The sequence below is a fragment of the Microbulbifer sp. MKSA007 genome (genome assembly GCA_032615215.1).
In the GTDB taxonomy this organism is placed as follows: Bacteria; Pseudomonadota; Gammaproteobacteria; order Pseudomonadales; family Cellvibrionaceae; genus Microbulbifer.
In genome coordinates this window covers 3928954-3947500 of record CP128433.1, presented here as the reverse complement: position 1 = coordinate 3947500, position 18547 = coordinate 3928954, and the positions used below count along the sequence as shown (strand labels likewise).

13 protein-coding genes, 2 rRNA genes, 1 pseudogene and 1 riboswitch (1 of these 17 cut by a window edge) are annotated in these 18547 nt (G+C 48.1%); of the genes and pseudogenes, 12 read left to right on the top strand and 4 right to left on the bottom strand.

Features of this window, described 5'->3' with window-relative positions:
• Both QT397_20430 and rrf read left to right on the top strand, forming a co-directional pair.
• A 23S ribosomal RNA gene (locus QT397_20430) occupies nt 1-1039 on the top strand; it begins 1845 nt to the left of the window's first position.
• Between the two features lie 203 nt (nt 1040-1242).
• Nucleotides 1243-1358, top strand: a 5S ribosomal RNA gene (gene rrf / locus QT397_20425).
• Between the two features lie 929 nt (nt 1359-2287).
• On the opposite strand, the gene QT397_20420 is transcribed toward rrf, so the two are convergent.
• Entirely contained in the window at nt 2288-3403 is a 1116-nt protein-coding gene (locus QT397_20420) for a DUF3419 family protein (protein WNZ55209.1), read from the bottom strand.
• 26 nt (nt 3404-3429) lie between these two features.
• Entirely contained in the window at nt 3430-4572 is a 1143-nt protein-coding gene (locus QT397_20415; protein WNZ55208.1) for an SDR family oxidoreductase, read from the bottom strand.
• 744 nt (nt 4573-5316) lie between these two features.
• Here QT397_20415 and QT397_20410 point away from each other — a divergent pair.
• The gene (locus QT397_20410) at nt 5317-6891 is read left to right on the top strand and encodes a thioredoxin domain-containing protein (protein ID WNZ55207.1); all 1575 of its coding nucleotides are present in this window, start codon (nt 5317-5319) and stop codon (nt 6889-6891) included.
• A 61-nt stretch (nt 6892-6952) separates the two neighbouring features.
• Here the strand turns inward: QT397_20410 and QT397_20405 are convergent, their stop codons facing one another.
• Nucleotides 6953-7879: an SGNH/GDSL hydrolase family protein gene (locus tag QT397_20405; protein WNZ55206.1), complete on the bottom strand. Its 927-nt coding sequence runs from the start codon at nt 7877-7879 to the stop codon at nt 6953-6955.
• A gap of 262 nt (nt 7880-8141) precedes the next feature.
• A riboswitch (TPP riboswitch) is annotated at nt 8142-8240 on the top strand.
• 85 nt (nt 8241-8325) lie between these two features.
• Between QT397_20405 and thiC the strand changes: the two are divergent.
• The 8 genes and pseudogenes from thiC to QT397_20365 all read left to right on the top strand — a co-directional run bounded on the left by thiC (nt 8326) and on the right by QT397_20365 (nt 15456).
• Nucleotides 8326-10235: pseudogene (thiC, locus tag QT397_20400) on the top strand (phosphomethylpyrimidine synthase ThiC).
• Nucleotides 10236-10346: 111 nt separating this feature from the next.
• Nucleotides 10347-10508, top strand: a complete 162-nt coding sequence (locus QT397_20395; GenBank protein ID WNZ55205.1) for a hypothetical protein — start codon at nt 10347-10349, stop codon at nt 10506-10508.
• Nucleotides 10505-11422: an FAD-dependent oxidoreductase gene (locus QT397_20390; protein ID WNZ55204.1), complete on the top strand. Its 918-nt coding sequence runs from the start codon at nt 10505-10507 to the stop codon at nt 11420-11422. The genes QT397_20395 and QT397_20390 overlap by 4 nt, the downstream gene beginning before the upstream one ends.
• A complete protein-coding gene (gene thiS / locus QT397_20385; protein ID WNZ55203.1) occupies nt 11422-11661 on the top strand; it encodes a sulfur carrier protein ThiS in 240 nt (79 codons plus the stop codon). The genes QT397_20390 and thiS overlap by 1 nt, the downstream gene beginning before the upstream one ends.
• Nucleotides 11624-12430, top strand: a complete 807-nt coding sequence (locus QT397_20380; GenBank protein ID WNZ55202.1) for a thiazole synthase — start codon at nt 11624-11626, stop codon at nt 12428-12430. Before thiS ends, QT397_20380 begins: the two co-directional genes overlap by 38 nt.
• A 7-nt stretch (nt 12431-12437) precedes the next feature.
• Nucleotides 12438-13991: a thiamine phosphate synthase gene (thiE, locus tag QT397_20375; protein WNZ55201.1), complete on the top strand. Its 1554-nt coding sequence runs from the start codon at nt 12438-12440 to the stop codon at nt 13989-13991.
• Nucleotides 13985-14734 carry a HesA/MoeB/ThiF family protein gene (locus QT397_20370; protein WNZ55200.1) on the top strand — a complete coding sequence of 250 codons (750 nt, stop codon included), beginning with the start codon at nt 13985-13987 and terminating at the stop codon, nt 14732-14734. The genes thiE and QT397_20370 overlap by 7 nt, the downstream gene beginning before the upstream one ends.
• A 248-nt stretch (nt 14735-14982) precedes the next feature.
• Complete coding sequence (locus tag QT397_20365; GenBank protein WNZ55199.1) at nt 14983-15456, top strand: Dps family protein; 474 nt, start codon at nt 14983-14985, stop codon at nt 15454-15456.
• A 33-nt stretch (nt 15457-15489) separates the two neighbouring features.
• Here the strand turns inward: QT397_20365 and QT397_20360 are convergent, their stop codons facing one another.
• Entirely contained in the window at nt 15490-16368 is an 879-nt protein-coding gene (locus QT397_20360) for a LysR substrate-binding domain-containing protein (GenBank protein ID WNZ55198.1), read from the bottom strand.
• Between the two features lie 166 nt (nt 16369-16534).
• On the opposite strand from QT397_20360, the gene QT397_20355 reads away from it, so the two are divergent.
• Nucleotides 16535-18514: an acetoacetate--CoA ligase gene (locus QT397_20355; protein WNZ55197.1), complete on the top strand. Its 1980-nt coding sequence runs from the start codon at nt 16535-16537 to the stop codon at nt 18512-18514.
• Nucleotides 18515-18547 lie beyond the last annotated feature (33 nt).

The following is an 18547-nucleotide window of genomic DNA, read 5'->3' as shown; positions in this document are numbered from 1 at the left end:
AGCTTCGGCGAAGCTCTTGATCGAAGCCCCGGTAAACGGCGGCCGTAACTATAACGGTCCTAAGGTAGCGAAATTCCTTGTCGGGTAAGTTCCGACCTGCACGAATGGCGTAACGATGGCCACGCTGTCTCCACCAGAGACTCAGTGAAATTGAAATCGCTGTTAAGATGCAGTGTACCCGCGGCTAGACGGAAAGACCCCGTGAACCTTTACTACAGCTTTGCACTGAACTTTGAGCCTATTTGTGTAGGATAGGTGGGAGGCTTTGAAGCAGCGACGCTAGTTGTTGTGGAGCCGTCCTTGAAATACCACCCTGGTATGTTTGAGGTTCTAACTCTGGTCCGTTATCCGGATCGAGGACAGTGTATGGTGGGTAGTTTGACTGGGGCGGTCTCCTCCCAAAGAGTAACGGAGGAGTACGAAGGTGCACTCAGCATGGTCGGAAATCATGCAATGAGCATAATGGTATAAGTGCGCTTGACTGCGAGACAGACATGTCGAGCAGGTACGAAAGTAGGTCATAGTGATCCGGTGGTTCTGTATGGAAGGGCCATCGCTCAACGGATAAAAGGTACTCCGGGGATAACAGGCTGATACCGCCCAAGAGTTCACATCGACGGCGGTGTTTGGCACCTCGATGTCGGCTCATCACATCCTGGGGCTGAAGCCGGTCCCAAGGGTATGGCTGTTCGCCATTTAAAGTGGTACGCGAGCTGGGTTTAGAACGTCGTGAGACAGTTCGGTCCCTATCTGCCGTGGGCGTTGGAGATTTGAGAAGAGTTGCTCCTAGTACGAGAGGACCGGAGTGAACGAACCTCTGGTGTTCCGGTTGTCACGCCAGTGGCATTGCCGGGTAGCTATGTTCGGACGGGATAACCGCTGAAAGCATCTAAGCGGGAAGCCTCCTTCAAGATAAGATCTCCCTGAGGCCTTGAGCCTCCTGAAGGGCCGTGGAAGACTACCACGTTGATAGGCTGGGTGTGGAAGCGTTGTGAGGCGTTGAGCTAACCAGTACTAATTGCCCGTGCGGCTTGACCATACAACAGAGATGGTTACTAACGACTAGCTAAGCTAGCGGATTGTGAGTTAGAGACATACGATCGCTTGCGGTGTATTACTACAGATTGTTTTACCGACTTATTTGGGGTTATCGCCGGTCAATAATATGACCGAGGCAAACAGCGATAACACGGCAGGCCAAGCACATTGCTTATAAGACCAACGCCAACCCAAGCCAGTTTGCCTGACGACAATAGAGTTGTGGAACCACCTGATCCCTTGCCGAACTCAGAAGTGAAACGCAACATCGCCGATGGTAGTGTGGGGCTTCCCCATGTGAGAGTAGGTCATCGTCAGGCTTCTAATCCGAAAAGGGCCACCCAATAGGGTGGCCCTTTTTTTATGGCTAAAAATATTTAAAAAAACAAAAAACAAAAAACAAAAAACAAAAAATAAAAAAACTAAGAAAAGGGAAGGAAGAAAGAGAAAGCAGAAAATACTTGGCAGAAATTAAATGAAAAAAATAAAAGTAACTCTGAAAAACTTTTATGCTCAACTTTCTGTTTAAAAAATCAGTCAGTAATTAAAAAAAGAAAAACCTAAAACTACCTGAGCAGCTTAAACAGACACCCTCCTAAAAAGCCTATAAAAATAGGTCTTTACCTACCTCCGTAGCAAGCGCCTTTGTGTTCACTCAAAAAATAATCCAACAAAAATAACCCTCGTAAAAACCAGAAAAGTACCCATACCACTTCCGCCAAAAATTAAATTTAGCCGGTAAAAATATCGGTGATTTTTTAGTCTCTGCAGTAATCCCTTGTAACACGGGGCCTGCAGCCCGTTTATTAAAGTTATACACAACTCTATCCAGACTTTCTGTTAGTAACTCCAGACTGTGGAAATCCGCGTAAAACAAAACCCCTGCAAGTTTCCCTGTTGTTTGGATAGGGTGAAATACTTTTACTACCGGGCAGCACCTGCGCTGCCATGTGAGTCGTGCGCGATCCCCGAGCCGTGCCAGCTTGGAACACCGGAGGCGCCCATAGGGCAGTGTGGGACAGCCCTACCCGCTGGATTGGAGGTGAACTGCGCCTGTGGTGGTCTAAACCGGTATAGTGGTTTATCAGGCTTCTAATTAGAAAAAGGGTAGTCTAATAGGGCGGCCCTTTTTAGTGCCTGCGCTGTACTCTAGCTTAGCTGGCGAGCAGCGTTGTAAGTCTTCTATTAGGAATTCCTAAAGGTAGCTGTCATTTAAATTACTGTAACAGCTATACATTGGTGAGGTAATTTAGTGTCCTCTTTTCACTCCAACATTAAAGCTATAAACAAACGATATATCGCTATTATTGAGCTCTTCCTCAAGAACTGGGTTAAAAGAAAATTTATTTTTTATAGAGTCAGGAATTATTCTTTTGGTAATAAAATGGCGCATGCAGAGGATGCTGTTTTCGCTAGCTGCTGAGTATATTGCGTTTAGTAGGGAAACAAAGCTCTCTTCATCAAGATAAGCTGAGACGTCAGAAATGGAGAATTTGTCAATTTTATTTTTACAGTTGTATAAATATTGTTCTATCGGTGAGGTTACTATTTCTATGGCTGTTTTATCTAGTGCTCCCTTAATTACTGGGTAGTTGTTTTTTTCCAAATATAAAGGCATTCCATATTCGGGGTTGTATTTTCCAGTTAGCAGGAATGTCATAAAGAAATTGTCAAGAACCAGGTGGTTCATTAGAGAGTGGTCCATTCTGCTTAATAAATACTCAGAAATTGACACTTCTTGTGGGATGTGTTCATAGAACCCAGGATCTTTAAGGAAAGTTCTGAAGAAATATTTGTTGGTAAGGAAATGCAAAAATGTTTTCCAGGTTGGGGTGTTCCATTTGTTTTTAACAAACTCACGCTGTTCTTCAATGCTTTTTAGGTGGGTTAGAGTTTTTATTTTGCTGGGTCGAATAACTTTAATTATCATACTGATTAACTTGAAGTGCTTTTCGAAAGCGCCTTCATAAATAAGCCCTTTTTCAATGATATTTATGTTGCTTGACCAAAATAACTCCGCCTTTTTTGATAAAAAGGATTTTATGTTGTCATAGGTGTTTAATCTCTTTTTGCATGGGAGTATTCCTGAGAACCTTAAAAATTCCTCATAATTTAATTTCTGGATGCCAATTTTTTTTAGTTCCAAGAGATAGTTTTGGCTGGGATTCAAGTCAATGGCGGTTATTTTTTTGGGATTACCCAGTAGAAGGCTTAATGCGCGATCTCCACCGCCAGTAACACATAAAATATTATCATTTTCATTGATATTTAGAGCTTTAAGCTCTGATCTTGAATCTTCATTTGGCCCTGAGTAACTGATTCTGTTTGCATAATGGGAAAGTGATATGTCACTAGGTTTGTTCATGGCATACCTGATCGGGCTGAATTTAGTTACGTTTGATTTAAAAAATAGTCCACCACTTTGGTTAGATAACTCTTGCTATTACGCCATTGATTCTGAACAGGGTGACCTAAGACTCTTTGGCTATTTGCGCTGCAAAACCTGAAGTCACTGTTTAAAAATGGTCCATTTTGCATTCTATTAATAATCTTAAGTATCCGCCTTTCTTTTTCTGGTAGGCTACTTAACAATACGTGGCTGTCTTGAATTTGCCTTAAATCTAGCTCAAAGTAATCGCGATTAAACTTAACGAATTCGTCGATTGTCATTGGGTTAGAGTCGGCAATATTAAAGTATTGGTTTTTTGTGAGTTCATGGTTGTTTGAAATCTTTAATATTGCATCACAGCAAGTGTCAACCGGAATGACATTGATAAGGCAGTTTGGAAGATATTTTAGGTGAATGGGGGTCTGTACATTCTGTTCTTTTAGTCTATTTAGCAGTTTTACATATTCATAGTAACCGGACTGAGAGTTTGTGTAGCCAGTCACCGAGTCTCCTAGGACAATAGTTGGCCTATAGATGGTGTATTCCAGGTTTTTGGACTTTGCAATTAAGTTCTCTGCTGCATTTTTGGTGTAATCATAAGCATTAAAAAATTCTTTAGGTTGATAGAGTTTTTCCTTTATAGTTACTCCGCTGGCATGATCTTTACCGGCAATAAAACTGGTTGATATTTGGTTGAACCGACATTTTGCTGCTACAGCAACCTCTATTAATTGTTCCACACCGTTAATATTTGTATTAATGCTTTGCTGCAGGTTGCTATAGCTATAGCGCATGTCAGCTGCACAATTCCAAATTGAACCAATGTGTAGCGAGTGTAGTTGTCTGTAAGACATAGAACTTAAGCTGAGCTTTGGCCTGTTCAAATCTCCTGAAATGATTATAAGTCGGTCGAAATCATTTTTCGAAAGTTTGTAAATAGGATTGACAAAACTATTTCTTTGTTTTAGCTGCTCGAATCGATCATGAATATCATTTCGCGCAATTAAAACTACATTAAAACCTTTTCGTAATAGTCCCCATGTTAAGTACTGGCCTATAAAGCCAAGACCACCAACAACCAGTTGTATTCTTTTCAGGTCTTGTATTTCTGATAATTTTTCAAAGGTATGCTGGCTTTCTTTCATTGATCCATACGAACCAGTCATAGTGGTGAATTAGATGTGTGTTTCTTTAGCCCAAAAGAATTATTCTCCTTGAGAGTTACTTTTACTTTTTTACTGTGGAATATAAAAATTTGGTCTGGTGTCGGGTGTATCTTGAGGGTGTTTATGATTAACACAACTAAGCTATCCATCTATTTAACAAGGTCTATAGGCTCGCTGTGAAGTCAAACGATGGTAATAAGTGGTAGTCGTATCATGGTGATGTTATCCATTGCGAAAGTTGTACCAATAACTCGAGCTATGAATTTTCAGTAGAGTACCGTTGAGTAATTGTAGTACATCTGAGTATTTGGCCGTAGATTGACTGTAGATTCTCTATTTTTACTGTCCCCGTCATAAACGGATCTGGCATCACTGTAGGAGACTTGAATTTATTCTTCCGCTAAAGCGTCTTCTTATAGACGATTTGGAGTTTCCTGCAATCGATACTTTTGGCTATAGCTCTTATTGGATACTTCGATATGATCTATTGCTTGTTTTGGTTTCAAGATTTTCCCATGTAGTTTTAAAAGCGATTTCATATGGGGGGCAGTGATCTAAGGATCGAATAGGCTCGCGAAATTACTCAGGGTTAGTTTGTTGGATATTCCCTCTACTGGAGAGACGTTAGCTTAGATGCCAAAAAGCTTGCCTGGTTCTCATTTTTTGAACACGTTCTGAATAAAGCTTGCTGTAAGCGGCTGAAATGAGAATTGGTGAGTAAGATTGGTCAAAACCGGTAAAAGGAGAATTACCAGTGAATCGACTAAGGAATGTTATAGCAAAGTTAATGGCGTTGGGTATTTTGAGCCTAATGGGGGGTGTTCAAAGGATGCGGAAATAACAGTAGGAACTAAAGTACTTGATCAACAACATATAGCTGCACGGATTGATGGCCAGGAGGTCAGCGTGGAGGCCTTGGATAAGGAGCTCCAGCTTGTGTTGTATGATATTGCTGAAATGGAGCATAAATTACGTCTCAACAAGCTGCATGAAATGATTGCCAAAACAGCAAAAGATGGTCAAGAAATAGAAGTTATGCTTCCCGTTCCAGAGCCACCACGGATAGATCTTGATTATGGCGGGCGCGCCGCTCGAGGAAATCCCGAAGCGCCTATAACAATTGCTGTGTTCTGCTCCTTTCAATCTCCCCACTGTAAATCCTTTCAGCCAACCTTGAGGCGTTTGTTGAGTGACTATTCTGGTTGGGTTCGCCAGGTAAATTTTGATTTTCCCCTTAAGTTCCATCGGGAGGGTATCAAAGCTGCTATTTCGGCTAAGTGCGCTGGTGAGCACAATATTTTTTGGGAATATCACGACGCCTTATACGCAAAAACTCCAAACCTTGGTGAGAAATCTTACTCCCAGACCGCAAGCAGTTTACTGATCGATGACAAGCAATTTAAAACCTGTATTGGAGATATGAATTATAAAGAAGTTGTTCTTGGGGATCAGGAAATTGCTTTAGGGCTTGGCCTTACAAATGTGCCGGTTGTTTTTATAAACGGTTTGTATCTAAAGGGCGCACGATCATTTGAGCAATATTCTTACTGGATAGAAAAGGAACTAATCAGGCTTGATATAGATCCTCAGCAAAAATATACATGGAAACAACAAAAAGATACTGAAAATCAATTACCTGTTACGGATCTACCTCTTGCCCTGGTAGGAGTTAGTGAATCGAGTATAGAGAATAAGTCCAAAGCTTTAATAGAAGTAAATGGGCAGAAGACACAGAATTTTTCACTGGGGCAGTCTGTTCTTAAAGATGTCTTTCTGAAGCGTTTGAAAGGGCACTATGCCGTTATTGATAATCAGGGCTCCCTGGAGCGTCTGCTATTGCAAGGTGAAGAAGGTAATATTATCCCTTTAACTTTGTCCCATCAGCACGATGAGGAGCTGCGCAAACGTATTGAACAGCCTCAGGGAGAAAACGGTAAAAAACTAATCGAGCCGGCTGGTGTCTTGACTCTTGGGCAAGAGTGGTTGGCGAAGCAACTCGAACAACGAGAATTCTTGGAGGCTAAATTTATTGAGGCGGAGCTGGAAGTTGAGGGCCACCATTTGATGCGCTTGGAGGGTGTGGCTAACAATGAGTTTTTTACTGCACTTGGGTTCGAGGAAAACGATGTGCTGTTGAGAGTCAATGACAGTTGGGTCCACAGTGGTCAGAATGAGCTGTGGAATGCTCTTACCAGTGGAAAAGTAATTGATGTCGCCTTTATGAGAAAAGGTTTGCCGCATAGATTGCAGTATGTGGTTGAAGAGAATGGTTACTTTGATGAGGATTTAGGTAAGTGAATTGATTAGGGCCCGCAGTATATTATTGCGGGCCCTGAATTTACCGAGCAGTAAAAGTTACTTATTTATCCGGATTTCCTTGCCACAGTAGATCAGCAACAATATTTTGTCCTTGAATGCTTGGGTGGAAACAGTCCCCACCATCAATATCATCTTTATTAAACTGAAAAGTCCCGGCATTTAACTCATCCTCACCGGTATATTCAGCAACAACTTCTACCCCATTCATACCGTTGTAACTTTCTGCTTCCTCAACAAGGATTTCATTATAACGTTGTTGGGCTGCGGCTATTCCGTTATAACGAGTAGCAAAGCTCTCTCCATTCATCGAGCCGCCATTTGTTGCAATTCGGCAAATTCCGAAAGTCGACCAGACACTCTCGCAATCTACGCGGGAATTACCGCTTTGCTTATCCAGACCAGCTGCCCGGAGATCGTGTACTCGCGGTACTGAGCCGAGTACTATCGTTGAGCCGTTAGGGAGACCATCGACTAATTTGTCCAGTCCAGCTTGAACTGCCGAGCGCCACTCGCTATCGGTATAGAGTGGATCGTTACAGTTGGCTGGATCGACGCAATCCCGGTTACAGATGTCATTACCGCCCAATACTACCTCGACATGATCAGGTAAATTACTTTGGGATAGAATCCGATCGGCTTGAGTGGAGAAATTGTCGCCTCCACTACGCATCTCAGCACCGGATTCCGCTGCGCTTTTATTGGCAGCCATATTGGGGTAGTTAACTTTATACTTATCGTGAACACTCTCCACTGAATTGTCGTCGCCGTCAAACCAGGAATGCTCGGGTTGGTCCCCGCCGAGAAGACAAAACAGGTCCCAGAAATACTTATTGCGGGTACAGTCTGCACCGAATGCCATGGTAATACTGTCACCCGCAGCAACAGACTTGGAGGGGGCTGCCATTGCTGGCTGTATCGACAAGATGCTCAAACAGAGTGTTACTAGAACTCCATATTTATTCAACATTGTATTTTCTCCCACACCGACTTTCGCCGTAAGTTGTTATCGTTTTATTCACTGCTCCGGTAAACGAGAAGGAGTGTAGGACGCACTCAGATATTGTGAGTGGTGAATGCTTGAGACCCTTTGGTCAGTTATCAATAAATTGAAGTCTGTTGGAGTTTTGTCGCCGAGAGCATTGATTACTTTATTGGCGTTTCAAAGCTTTAGTTTTTCTGGCACAGTTTTATGCCATCTGTTTTTCTTCTGGTGCTTCCACTATACTGCGCTCTACTTGTCGGAGTGCCTGTGGGCTGAGATCGCTGTTGCGAGATCCGTTGAACCTGATCGGGGTAACCCCCGCGTAGGGAACAAGATCTGAAGTCGCCTGTTTTGTTACAGTTTGGCGTCTTTTCTCTTTGTATGTGCCCTGGATGCTGCGACCTTTAAATTTCCAAGTTTTAAGGTTACGCATGTCTGAGATCATTGAACAATCCGGTAAAGCCGGAAAGTCCTCCCGCGCTGCCAGTCGCGATTCCGCTAAAGAATTTCTTGAAAATCTCACGGTTCAATCTTTCCCCAACTCGAGCAAGGTGTATTTGCCCGGTGAAACTCCCGACATTCAGGTTGGTGCTCGTCAGATCTGTTTGGGAGATAGTTTGGTAGGGGGGATGCAGAGAATCCGGTGTTTGAACCCAATGAGCCCCTAACCATTTACGACACTTCGGGCCCCTATTCCGAGCCCAATTTTAAAGTGGACGTACGGGAAGGGTTGCCCAAATTGCGCCAGGGCTGGATAGAGGCCCGCAGAGATACTGAACTGCTGGACTCTCGCCAAGCGGCCTACAGCCAGAAGCGTATGGCGGACCAGGGGCTGGATCATATCCGCTTTGAAAACCTTCCCAGCCCTCGCCGGGCCAAACCGGGACAGAATGTATCTCAGATGCACTATGCCCGCCGCGGCATTATTACCCCAGAGATGGAATTTATCGCAGTGCGCGAAAATATGGGGCGAGCCAAGTTGGCAGCGGAAATGAGTGAAAGTGAATACCAGAAGGCACGTGATGGTATTTACATCCCCGAGCAAATCACGCCGGAATTTGTGCGCCGGGAAGTTGCAGAAGGGCGGGCAATTATCCCGGCGAATATTAATCACCCGGAAGTGGAGCCGATGATTATCGGGCGCAACTTCCTGTGCAAGGTGAATGCAAATATTGGTAATTCTGCTGTGACTTCTTCCATTGAAGAGGAAGTGGAGAAACTGGTTTGGTCTACCAAGTGGGGCGCGGACACGGTGATGGATCTGTCTACCGGTGCCAATATCCACGAAACCCGCGAGTGGATTCTGCGAAACTCGCCAGTGCCCATCGGTACTGTGCCGATTTACCAGGCGCTGGAGAAAGTAAACGGAATTGCTGAAGATCTTAACTGGGATGTGTTCCGCGACACCTTGATTGAGCAGGCGGAGCAGGGGGTGGATTACTTCACTATTCATGCTGGCGTGCTTTTGCGCTATGTGCCGCTCACTGCCAAACGTATGACCGGGATTGTCTCTCGCGGTGGTTCCATTATGGCCAAATGGTGTCTCGCCCATCACCAAGAGAATTTCCTCTACATCCACTTCGAGGAAATCTGCGAGATTATGAAGGCTTACGATGTGAGCTTTAGTCTCGGTGATGGCCTGCGTCCGGGCTCAATTGCGGATGCTAACGATGAAGCCCAGTTTGGCGAGCTGCACACGCTTGGCGAGCTGACTGAAATTGCCTGGAAGCACGATGTTCAGACGATGATCGAAGGCCCCGGTCATGTGGCTATCCATAAGATCAAAGAAAATATGGATGAGCAGCTGAAGCACTGCCACGGCGCACCTTTCTACACTCTGGGTCCATTGACCACGGATATTGCTCCCGGCTACGACCACATTACTTCCGGCATAGGCGCTGCACTTATCGGCACCTACGGTTGCGCCATGCTCTGCTATGTGACCCCCAAAGAGCACCTGGGTCTACCCAATAAAGAGGATGTTAAAGAGGGCCTTATGGCCTATAAGATTGCGGCTCATGCCGCAGACTTGGCCAAAGGGCATCCACGGGCACAGAAGCGCGATGACGCCCTGTCAAAAGCCCGCTTTGAATTCCGTTGGGAAGACCAGTTCAATCTCGGCTTGGACCCGGAGCGGGCACGCACCTATCACGATGAAACCTTGCCAAAGGAATCCGGCAAGGTAGCTCACTTCTGCTCCATGTGCGGCCCGAAATTCTGCTCCATGAAAATTACCCAGGATGTGCGCGATTATGCGGCCAAGCAGGAAGCGGCACAGGGCATGGAGGAAATGTCGATTAAATTTAAGGACATGGGTAGCGAGATTTATCACAAGGGCTGATGAGTATTTTGGGGGAGAGTCCTCTCCCCCAAGAATCGGATAGCAAAAGTATGGCGAATGCATAGCGCATATCGCTGGGTGTCGATTTGGATTTGCGAAGATAGGTGGTCTGTGACAAGCGAAACCAAAGCCAAAGTAGCTATTGCCGGTGGCGGCCTGTTAGGTCGCTTGCTCGCCTGGCGGCTCTGCCAACGGGAACTGGATATTACCCTGTTTGAAGCGGGTGACCTGTCGGCACCAGTCGGGGAGCTTGCTGGACGGCAGCTGGAATGATCTCACCACTATCGGAATTGGTGCACAGCGATAAACAGATTTACAACCTGGGGCTGAAAAGCCTTGAGCTTTGGTCTGAGTGGGCCCGGCAGCTGGAGGAGCGGAGTGGGCAGGACGTGGAATACCGCAGGGCGGGCTCAGTGCTGGTTGCTCACGGCAAGGATAAAAGTGAGCTGCTGCAATTCCTGCGGGAGTTACAGGGCAAGTTGGGTGAATCTGCCAGGAAGCAGGTGCAGCCACTCGATAGTAATACTTTAGCGAAATTAGAGCCCTCCTTACACGGCTTTGAACAGGGGCTTTACCTGCGGGGTGAGGCGGATATCAATAATCACCGCTTATTGCCTGCGTTACTCAGCGTATTGCACCGAGGAGCTGTCACTCTGCGAGAGCACAGCAAGGTAAATTGCGAAGTCGGGTATATCTCTGTGAACTCGGAGCGCGAACAATTTGATTGCGTGATCGACTGCCGTGGTCTCGGTGCCAAGGGGCAGATTGAAGGCTTACGCGGTGTCCGTGGTGAGGTGATGGTGGTGGAATCCCGGGAAGTGGTTTTGCAGCGTCCAGTGCGTCTGCTCCACCCGCGCTATAAGCTCTATGCTGTACCACGCAGCGATGGACGCACAGTAATTGGCGCCACGGAAATTGAGAGTGAAGACCAGTCGCCCATTTCCGTGCGCTCCAGTATGGAATTGTCTTCCGCGCTTTACTCCCTCAACCCGGCTTTTGCCGAGGCTCGTATTGTTGAGACCCGCGTAAATTGTCGCCCCGCCACTATGGATAATATGCCTTATATCCACAGCGAGGACGGGCTGATTAGGGTGAATGGCCTTTACCGTCACGGTTATCTTTTAGCGCCGGCAGTAGTGGAGCAAGTGGAGAATCAAGTGGCACAACAACTGTTACAGGTGGTTTGATGCAGGTACTAATTAATGGGGAAACACAGAGCCTTGAATCCCCGCTAAAACTCTCTGCGCTTTTACAGCAGCTCGGCTATCGCGGAGAAACGTTTGCCGTTGCGGTCAACGGTGGATTTATTCCCCGTACGGAATATAGCAATACTGAGATAAATAACGACGATAGCCTGGATATTGTTGCTCCGGTAGTGGGGGGTAAAGGTGAGCGATCTATTAACACTTTACGGAAGAACATTTAACAGCCGGCTTTTGGTGGGCACCGCCCTGTATCCCTCCCCAGCGATTATGCGCGAATCCGTGCAAGCCTCAGCTTCGGAAATTATTACTTTGTCTCTGCGCCGGCAAAATCCGGCACAGCAGCAAGACAATCGATTTTGGGATTATATTCGCGAGTCCGGTTGTCAGTTGTTGCCCAATACCGCCGGTTGTAAATCGCCGCGAGAAGCGGTGGAGCTGGCAAAAATGTCCCAGGAAATTTTCCAGACCGATTGGCTCAAGCTGGAAGTGATTGGTGATGATTACAATTTGCAGCCAGACCCCTTTGGTCTGGTAGAAGCTGCACGGGAATTAATTCAGTTAGGCTTCAAGGTTTTGCCTTATTGCACAGATGACCTGGTGCTGTGTCGAAAACTTTTGGATGTGGGCTGCGAGGTATTAATGCCCTGGGGGGCTCCCATCGGTACCGGACAGGGGCTGCTCAATAAATATAACCTACAAACACTGCGCGAGCGTCTGAGTGATGTACCGCTTATTATTGACGCCGGAATCGGTGCGCCATCACAGGCGGCAGAAGCACTGGAGATGGGCTTTGATGCGGTGTTATTGAATACCGCGATTGCAAAAGCCCAGGATCCGGTACTGATGGCTAATGCTTTTAAACTGGCTGTGGAATCCGGGCGCGCCGCCTTTAATGCCGGCTTGATGCTCAGGCGTCAAACTGCCAGCCCCAGCACCCCCACCCTGGATATGCCTTTCTGGCAGCAGGCAGAGAGCATATTGCAGGATTAGTATTTTTATGCGCGATCAACTCCAATTGAAAAAGCCAATTGTCTGGACCATTGCCGGCAGTGACTCCGGCGGTGGCGCCGGCATTCAGGCGGACCTGCTGACTTTTGCCGACCTCGGCTGCCATGGTTGCAGTGCTATCACGGCCAATACTGCACAGAATACGGTGGAAGTTACTGCAATTAATGCAGTTTCCCTAGAGGTCTTGGGTTCTCAGTTACAGGCTTTACAGCGGGATCTATTTCCTGCCGCAATTAAAATCGGTCTGCTAGCGAATGCTGAACAAGTTGTTGCGGTGGCAGATTTCCTGCGCCAGCTGAAAGCGGTGCAACCGGTTCCGGTTATTTACGACCCGGTTGCTGTTGCTACCAACGGAGTCGGGCTCACCGAAGGGAATATTACCGCAACGGTGTTGGCTCAGTTGATGCCACAGTGTGATCTGGTTACTCCCAATTTACATGAATTGGAATGGCTTACCGGAGCCAGTGTCACTGGTGCGGAATCTATTGTGCAAGCTGCGCGTCAGTTGCACGCCCACGGCGGTACTGCAATTTTAGTTACCGGCGGCCATACGCAATTGCGTGCGGGAGAAGTTTCCGACTTACTGTGGGATGGTGAAAAGGCCGATTGGTTTATTGGTCGGGAAGTGTCCAGTGCAGGCACACATGGCACTGGCTGCACTCTGTCCTCCGCTATTACCGCTTGTCGCGCTTTGGGCTACCCGTTGCGAGATGCCTGCGTTGTGGGTAAAGCCTATGTACAGCGGGGCTTGCGCCGGGGAAATAATGCACATATCGGCGCTGGTGCTGGACCTGTAGGCCACTGTGGCTGGCCCCTGGATTTAATCGACTTCCCGGAGATTTTAGTGTCGGGAGAAGAGCGTGCGCTGGATTATGGTTTTGGTGTGGCCCAACCTCTTGTTCATGGGTTTGCCCAAACAGACTCTCAAGCATTGGGTTTATATCCGGTTGTGGATACAGTGGAGTGGTTGCAGCGCCTGGCTGAGCTGGGGGTGCGTACTTTACAGCTGCGAATAAAGAATCCGGGTGAGGACCTGCGCGCACAGATTGAGCGCGCAGTGGCTATTGGCAGGACGTATAACCTGCGCCTGTTTATCAATGATTACTGGCAGTTGGCGATTGAGTGCGGCGCCTACGGTGTGCATTTGGGCCAGGAGGATTTGCAGTCTGCTGATCTGAGGGCAATTCAAGCGGCAGGATTGAAGCTGGGTATCAGTACCCACGGCTTCTATGAATTACTGTTGGCCTACCGTTATCGCCCCAGCTACTTGGCCATTGGTGCAATTTATGCGACCAACACCAAGGATATGTCGGATCAGTTGCAGGGTGTGCATAAACTTGCGCGAATGGCAGCACTATTGCCCGATTATCCACTCGTGGCAATTGGTGGTATTAATATGCAGCGAGCCAGTGAGGTTATCGCTAGCGGCGTTGGCAGTATCGCCGTGGTCAGCGCTATTACTAAAGCAAAAGATTACAAGCAGGCGGTTGCCGATTTTAATGTCCTGTTGAAAGGTAAGCATGCGGAAGTAGAGCCATGTTAAGTAGTAAGGAATTACAGCGTTACAGTCGCCAGATAATGTTGCCCCAGGTGGGTGAAGAAGGGCAGAAAAAACTGTCTTCTGCGCGAATTATGATTGTTGGTTTAGGTGGGCTCGGCAGCCCGGCAGCGATGTATCTGGCCGCAGCCGGTATTGGAGAGTTGCACCTGGTGGATGGTGATCATATCGATCTCTCCAATTTACAGCGCCAGATTTTGTACAAAACCAATCACCAGGGAAAATCCAAAGCCATGGTGGCTGCACAACAATTGGCTGCAGCCAATCCAACTATTCGCATTCACCCCCACAGCCAAATGGCGAATGAATCCTGGCTGCGCGAGCAGGTAAAACAGGTGGATCTGGTGTTGGACTGCACCGATAACCTGGAAATCCGCCATACGATCAACCGGGTTTGTTATCAGGCAGGGTGTCCGGTAGTAATGGCATCGGTGCAGGGGTTTTCCGGCCAGCTGATTAGTTTTGATTTTTCTGAAGGAAAAGGCCCCTGTTATGCCTGCCTGTTTCCGCCTCAGGAGCAGGCTGAAGTGCAGAACTGCTCTACTGCAGGTGTGATCGGTCCGGCGCTGGGTGTGGTTGGTAGCATGCAGGCTCTGGAGGCCATGAAATACCTGATGGATTTGCCGGTATCAAGCTTGAATAAATTGCACTTAATCGAGACAGAAACCTTAGCCCTGCAAACTTTGCAGCTGCCGAGCCATAGTAATTGCCCGGTTTGTAGTGCCTGATTTCTTGTGTTGCCAGCAGGGGGCTCGATAAATAGTTTTATTTGGAGAGTCCCTTATTGGCAATGTCTTGTCGCAAAATTTTCCTCCAATAGCCGGGTTAAAATTCACGCCATTTTTGTACCTTATAAATCTTACTTGTCTATATAAATAAGCTATTGGCTCGATAGCTTGTGAGAAGTGAATAAAGGTACCAAAATGGCCTTATAACCATTTCGGTGACAACAGTTTTTGGAAGAGGGATTTGTATTATGAAAAAAATCGATATTGGTATCAGTGAAAAGGATCGGGAAAAGATTGCTGCCGGTTTGAAACATTTGTTGGCAGATAGCTACACCCTTTACCTGCAAACCCACAACTTCCACTGGAATGTTACTGGGCCTCTGTTCCGCGAATTACACCTGATGTTTGAAGAGCATTACACCGAGCTGGCCACTGCGGTGGATGATATTGCCGAGCGCATTCGTACCCTCGGGGTTTCCGCTCCCGGCACTTACCAGGCTTTTGCTCAACTCAGCTCCATCAAAGAAGTTGTTGAGGTACCACCGGCGGAAGAAATGGTAAAAATTCTCACTAAAGGGCATGAGCAGGTGATCAAAACCTGTCGTGAAGTTTTAAAAGATGCCCAGGCGGGAGAAGATGAATCCACAGTTGCCCTGGTATCTGATCGTATGAGAGTTCACGAGAAAACGGCTTGGATGCTGCGCGCAACCAGCAGCCACTAGTCGCTCAAATAAGTAGAGGCACTTTTATAGACCTCAACCAGTAATCGCGGATAAAAACGCGGTTGCTGGTGCCGACAAGGTGCCTCGGCTCTTTAATAATATCCCCACCTCCTGACTCACTACTGGCGCCGATAGCGGCAGGCATTCCAACCCATATTCCCGAACCTGTGTTTCGCACAAGCTCGGTACAGCACTAATGCCCATTCCCGCACGTACTAACTGGCCGATTGTGCTTAATTGATTAGCTTCGCAGATATAGTGAACGCCTTTGCCACTTTGCCCGAAGGCCTCATCGGTCCAGCGCCTCACCGCTGAGCCGCGGTTCATTGCAATAAAAGGAAAACCGGCCAGGTCACTCCAGCGCACTTTTCCTTTTTCGCTGAGGGGGTGCTGGGGTGGTATGACTGCGATAAAACGATCCCGGTGTAGGGGCACAAACTCAAGCCCACCTAAATCCTCGGGGCGAAAACTGATGCCCAGCTCTGCCCGGCCATCCTGCACCGCTTGGGTTACTCGTTCCATCACCACATCTTCCAACAGGATATTGATTTGTGGGTGCTGGCGGTGAAAATTGGCTAATAATTGGGGGAGTTGGTTGAGCGCATAGGCGGGAATTACTGCCAGGCGCAACTGCCCACGCTCCAGACGAAAGGCCTGCTGTACCGCATCCAGGGATTGATCCCAGTTGTGCAGTAGTTGTTCGGCGCGGGAGAGGAATTCCTCGCCCTCCGGGGTGAGAGTGAGTTGGCGGGCTTCTCGACTGAAAAGCGGGCCGCCAGTCGCATCCTCCAGATTGCGGATGGCAATGGACAGGGCTGGCTGGGAAGTGTGCAGCTGAGCGCTGGCCTGGGCCAGACTGCGGCTGCGGGCCACTGTGACAAAGGCGCGTAGTTGTTTGATCGTGGCACTCACAGCGGCTACTTCCTGGGGAATTGATAGATTTGGCTATGTTAACTTTTATTTAACAAATCTAAAAAAGATTAAAATAGTTTTAAGTGGTGGGGCAGGGCATGATTGCTCCCCTTGTGCCCGAGAGGGCGATTCGAAAACACAATAATGAGCTACAAGGTCTGTTGAAATGAAGGACAACTCCCAACCGCTCTGGCAACCCAGCGCAGAGGCTATTGCCGCCACCCAGATGGATGAATTTCGTCGCAGGGTCAACCAGCAATACCAGCTGGATCTCAATGATTACGCGGCCTTATACCAGTGGTCAGTAGATAATCGCGAAGCTTTCTGGCGGGAGTTGTGGGATTACACCGGAGTTATTGCTGCAGATAAGGGTGATGAGACACTCGGTAACGATTCCATGCCCGGTGCGCAGTGGTTTCCACAGGCACGCCTGAACTTTGCTGAGAACCTGCTGCGATATCGCGATGACAAGGCTGCCCTGGTCGAGCGCCTGGAGAACGGTAGCCGCCGCGAGCTGAGCTACAAGGAGCTGTACGATCGGGTGGAGCGCCTGTCAGCGGCCCTCGTTGCCCAAGGCGTTGTTGAGGGAGATCGGGTAGCGGGCTTTATGCCCAATGTGATCGATACCGTAGTAGCCATGTTGGCCACCACGAGCCTCGGTGCTATCTGGACCTCCTGCTCACCAGACTTTGGTATCAATGGAGTATTTGACCGCTTTGGCCAGGTGCAGCCGAAAGTGCTATTTGCCTGTGAAGGATACTTCTATAACGGTAAGGTTATTGATTCATTGCCGCGTCTGCGCGAGATCATGCAGCGAATCGAATCCATAGAAACTTTGGTAGTGGTACCGGTTGCGCGCTCAGAAGAGGAAACTGCTCAGGTACTAGCGGCAGAGCCGCTGGGTAAGGCGGTACTACTGCAAGCTTTTGAAGCTGCGGCGCCCGCTCGCGAACTCTCCTTTGTACAAACAGAATTTAATCACCCCCTGTACATCATGTACTCCTCAGGTACTACTGGTGTACCCAAGTGCATCGTCCACGGAGTGGGGGGCACTTTGCTCCAGCACCTGAAGGAGCATCGCTTGCATGGCGATCTGCGCCGTGAGGATACACTTTTCTACTTCACCACCTGTGGCTGGATGATGTGGAACTGGCTGGTGAGTGGCCTGGCTTGTGGGGCGACTCTAGTGCTGTTTGATGGCTCACCTTTCTACCCTTCATCCCAAAGTCTATGGGATATGACCGATGAAGAGGGAATCAGTGTGTTTGGCACCAGTGCCAAATATATTGCTGCGCTGGAGAAGAGTGGCTGCAAACCCCGGGAGACCCACAAACTGGTGAACTTGCGTGCGGTGCTCTCCACAGGCTCTCCGCTGGCCCACGAAGGCTTCCGCTATGTCTACAGAGATATAAAAGCAGATCTCTGCTTATCCTCTATTTCCGGCGGCACCGATATTGTGTCTTGCTTTGCCCTTGGCAACCCAACTCTACCGGTCTATGCCGGTGAATTGCAGTGTCGTGGCTTGGGTATGGCGGTGGAAGTCTGGAATGATACAGGCAGTGCAGTGGTTGAAGAGAAAGGGGAGCTGGTTTGCTCCAAATCCTTCCCCTGTATGCCGGTTGGCTTCTGGAACGATCCAGATGGAGCCAAGTACCGCGGTGCTTATTTTGAAAATTGGCCTGGTGTTTGGGCGCATGGGGACTATGCCGAGATTACGACACACGGTGGTGTTGTGATCTATGGCCGCTCCGATGCAGTACTTAATCCCGGCGGTGTGCGTATCGGAACCGCAGAGATTTACCGCCAGGTGGAGAAAGTCGAGGAGGTGCTCGATAGTATCTGTATCGGCCAGCCCTGGCACGACGATGTACGGGTAGTGCTGTTTGTAGTATTGCGAGAGGGTGTTGTACTGGACGAGGATCTGACCCAGAAAATCCGCTCCACGATTCGCGCCAATACCACGCCTCGCCATGTGCCGGCCAAGGTGATCCAGGTGGCGGATATTCCTAAAACTATCAGCGGTAAGATTGTGGAACTGGCTGTGCGCAATGTGGTGGAGGGTAAACCGGTTAAAAATAAGGAGGCCCTGGCCAACCCTGAAGCCTTATCGCTATTTGAAAAGCTGCCGGAGTTGGCAGAGGAGTAAAGTTTAGTTAGGAGTAAGGGAGCGTAACCCGGC

Coding starts and splice junctions, on each gene's coding strand:
- QT397_20420 (WNZ55209.1), bottom strand. CDS start 3,403: ATGAACAAACCTAGTGACATATCACTTTCCCATTATGCAAACAGAATC.
- QT397_20415 (WNZ55208.1), bottom strand. CDS start 4,572: ATGAAAGAAAGCCAGCATACCTTTGAAAAATTATCAGAAATACAAGAC.
- QT397_20405 (WNZ55206.1), bottom strand. CDS start 7,879: ATGTTGAATAAATATGGAGTTCTAGTAACACTCTGTTTGAGCATCTTG.
- QT397_20390 (WNZ55204.1), top strand. CDS start 10,505: ATGATCTCACCACTATCGGAATTGGTGCACAGCGATAAACAGATTTAC.
- thiS (WNZ55203.1), top strand. CDS start 11,422: ATGCAGGTACTAATTAATGGGGAAACACAGAGCCTTGAATCCCCGCTA.
- thiE (WNZ55201.1), top strand. CDS start 12,438: ATGCGCGATCAACTCCAATTGAAAAAGCCAATTGTCTGGACCATTGCC.
- QT397_20370 (WNZ55200.1), top strand. CDS start 13,985: ATGTTAAGTAGTAAGGAATTACAGCGTTACAGTCGCCAGATAATGTTG.
- QT397_20365 (WNZ55199.1), top strand. CDS start 14,983: ATGAAAAAAATCGATATTGGTATCAGTGAAAAGGATCGGGAAAAGATT.
- QT397_20355 (WNZ55197.1), top strand. CDS start 16,535: ATGAAGGACAACTCCCAACCGCTCTGGCAACCCAGCGCAGAGGCTATT.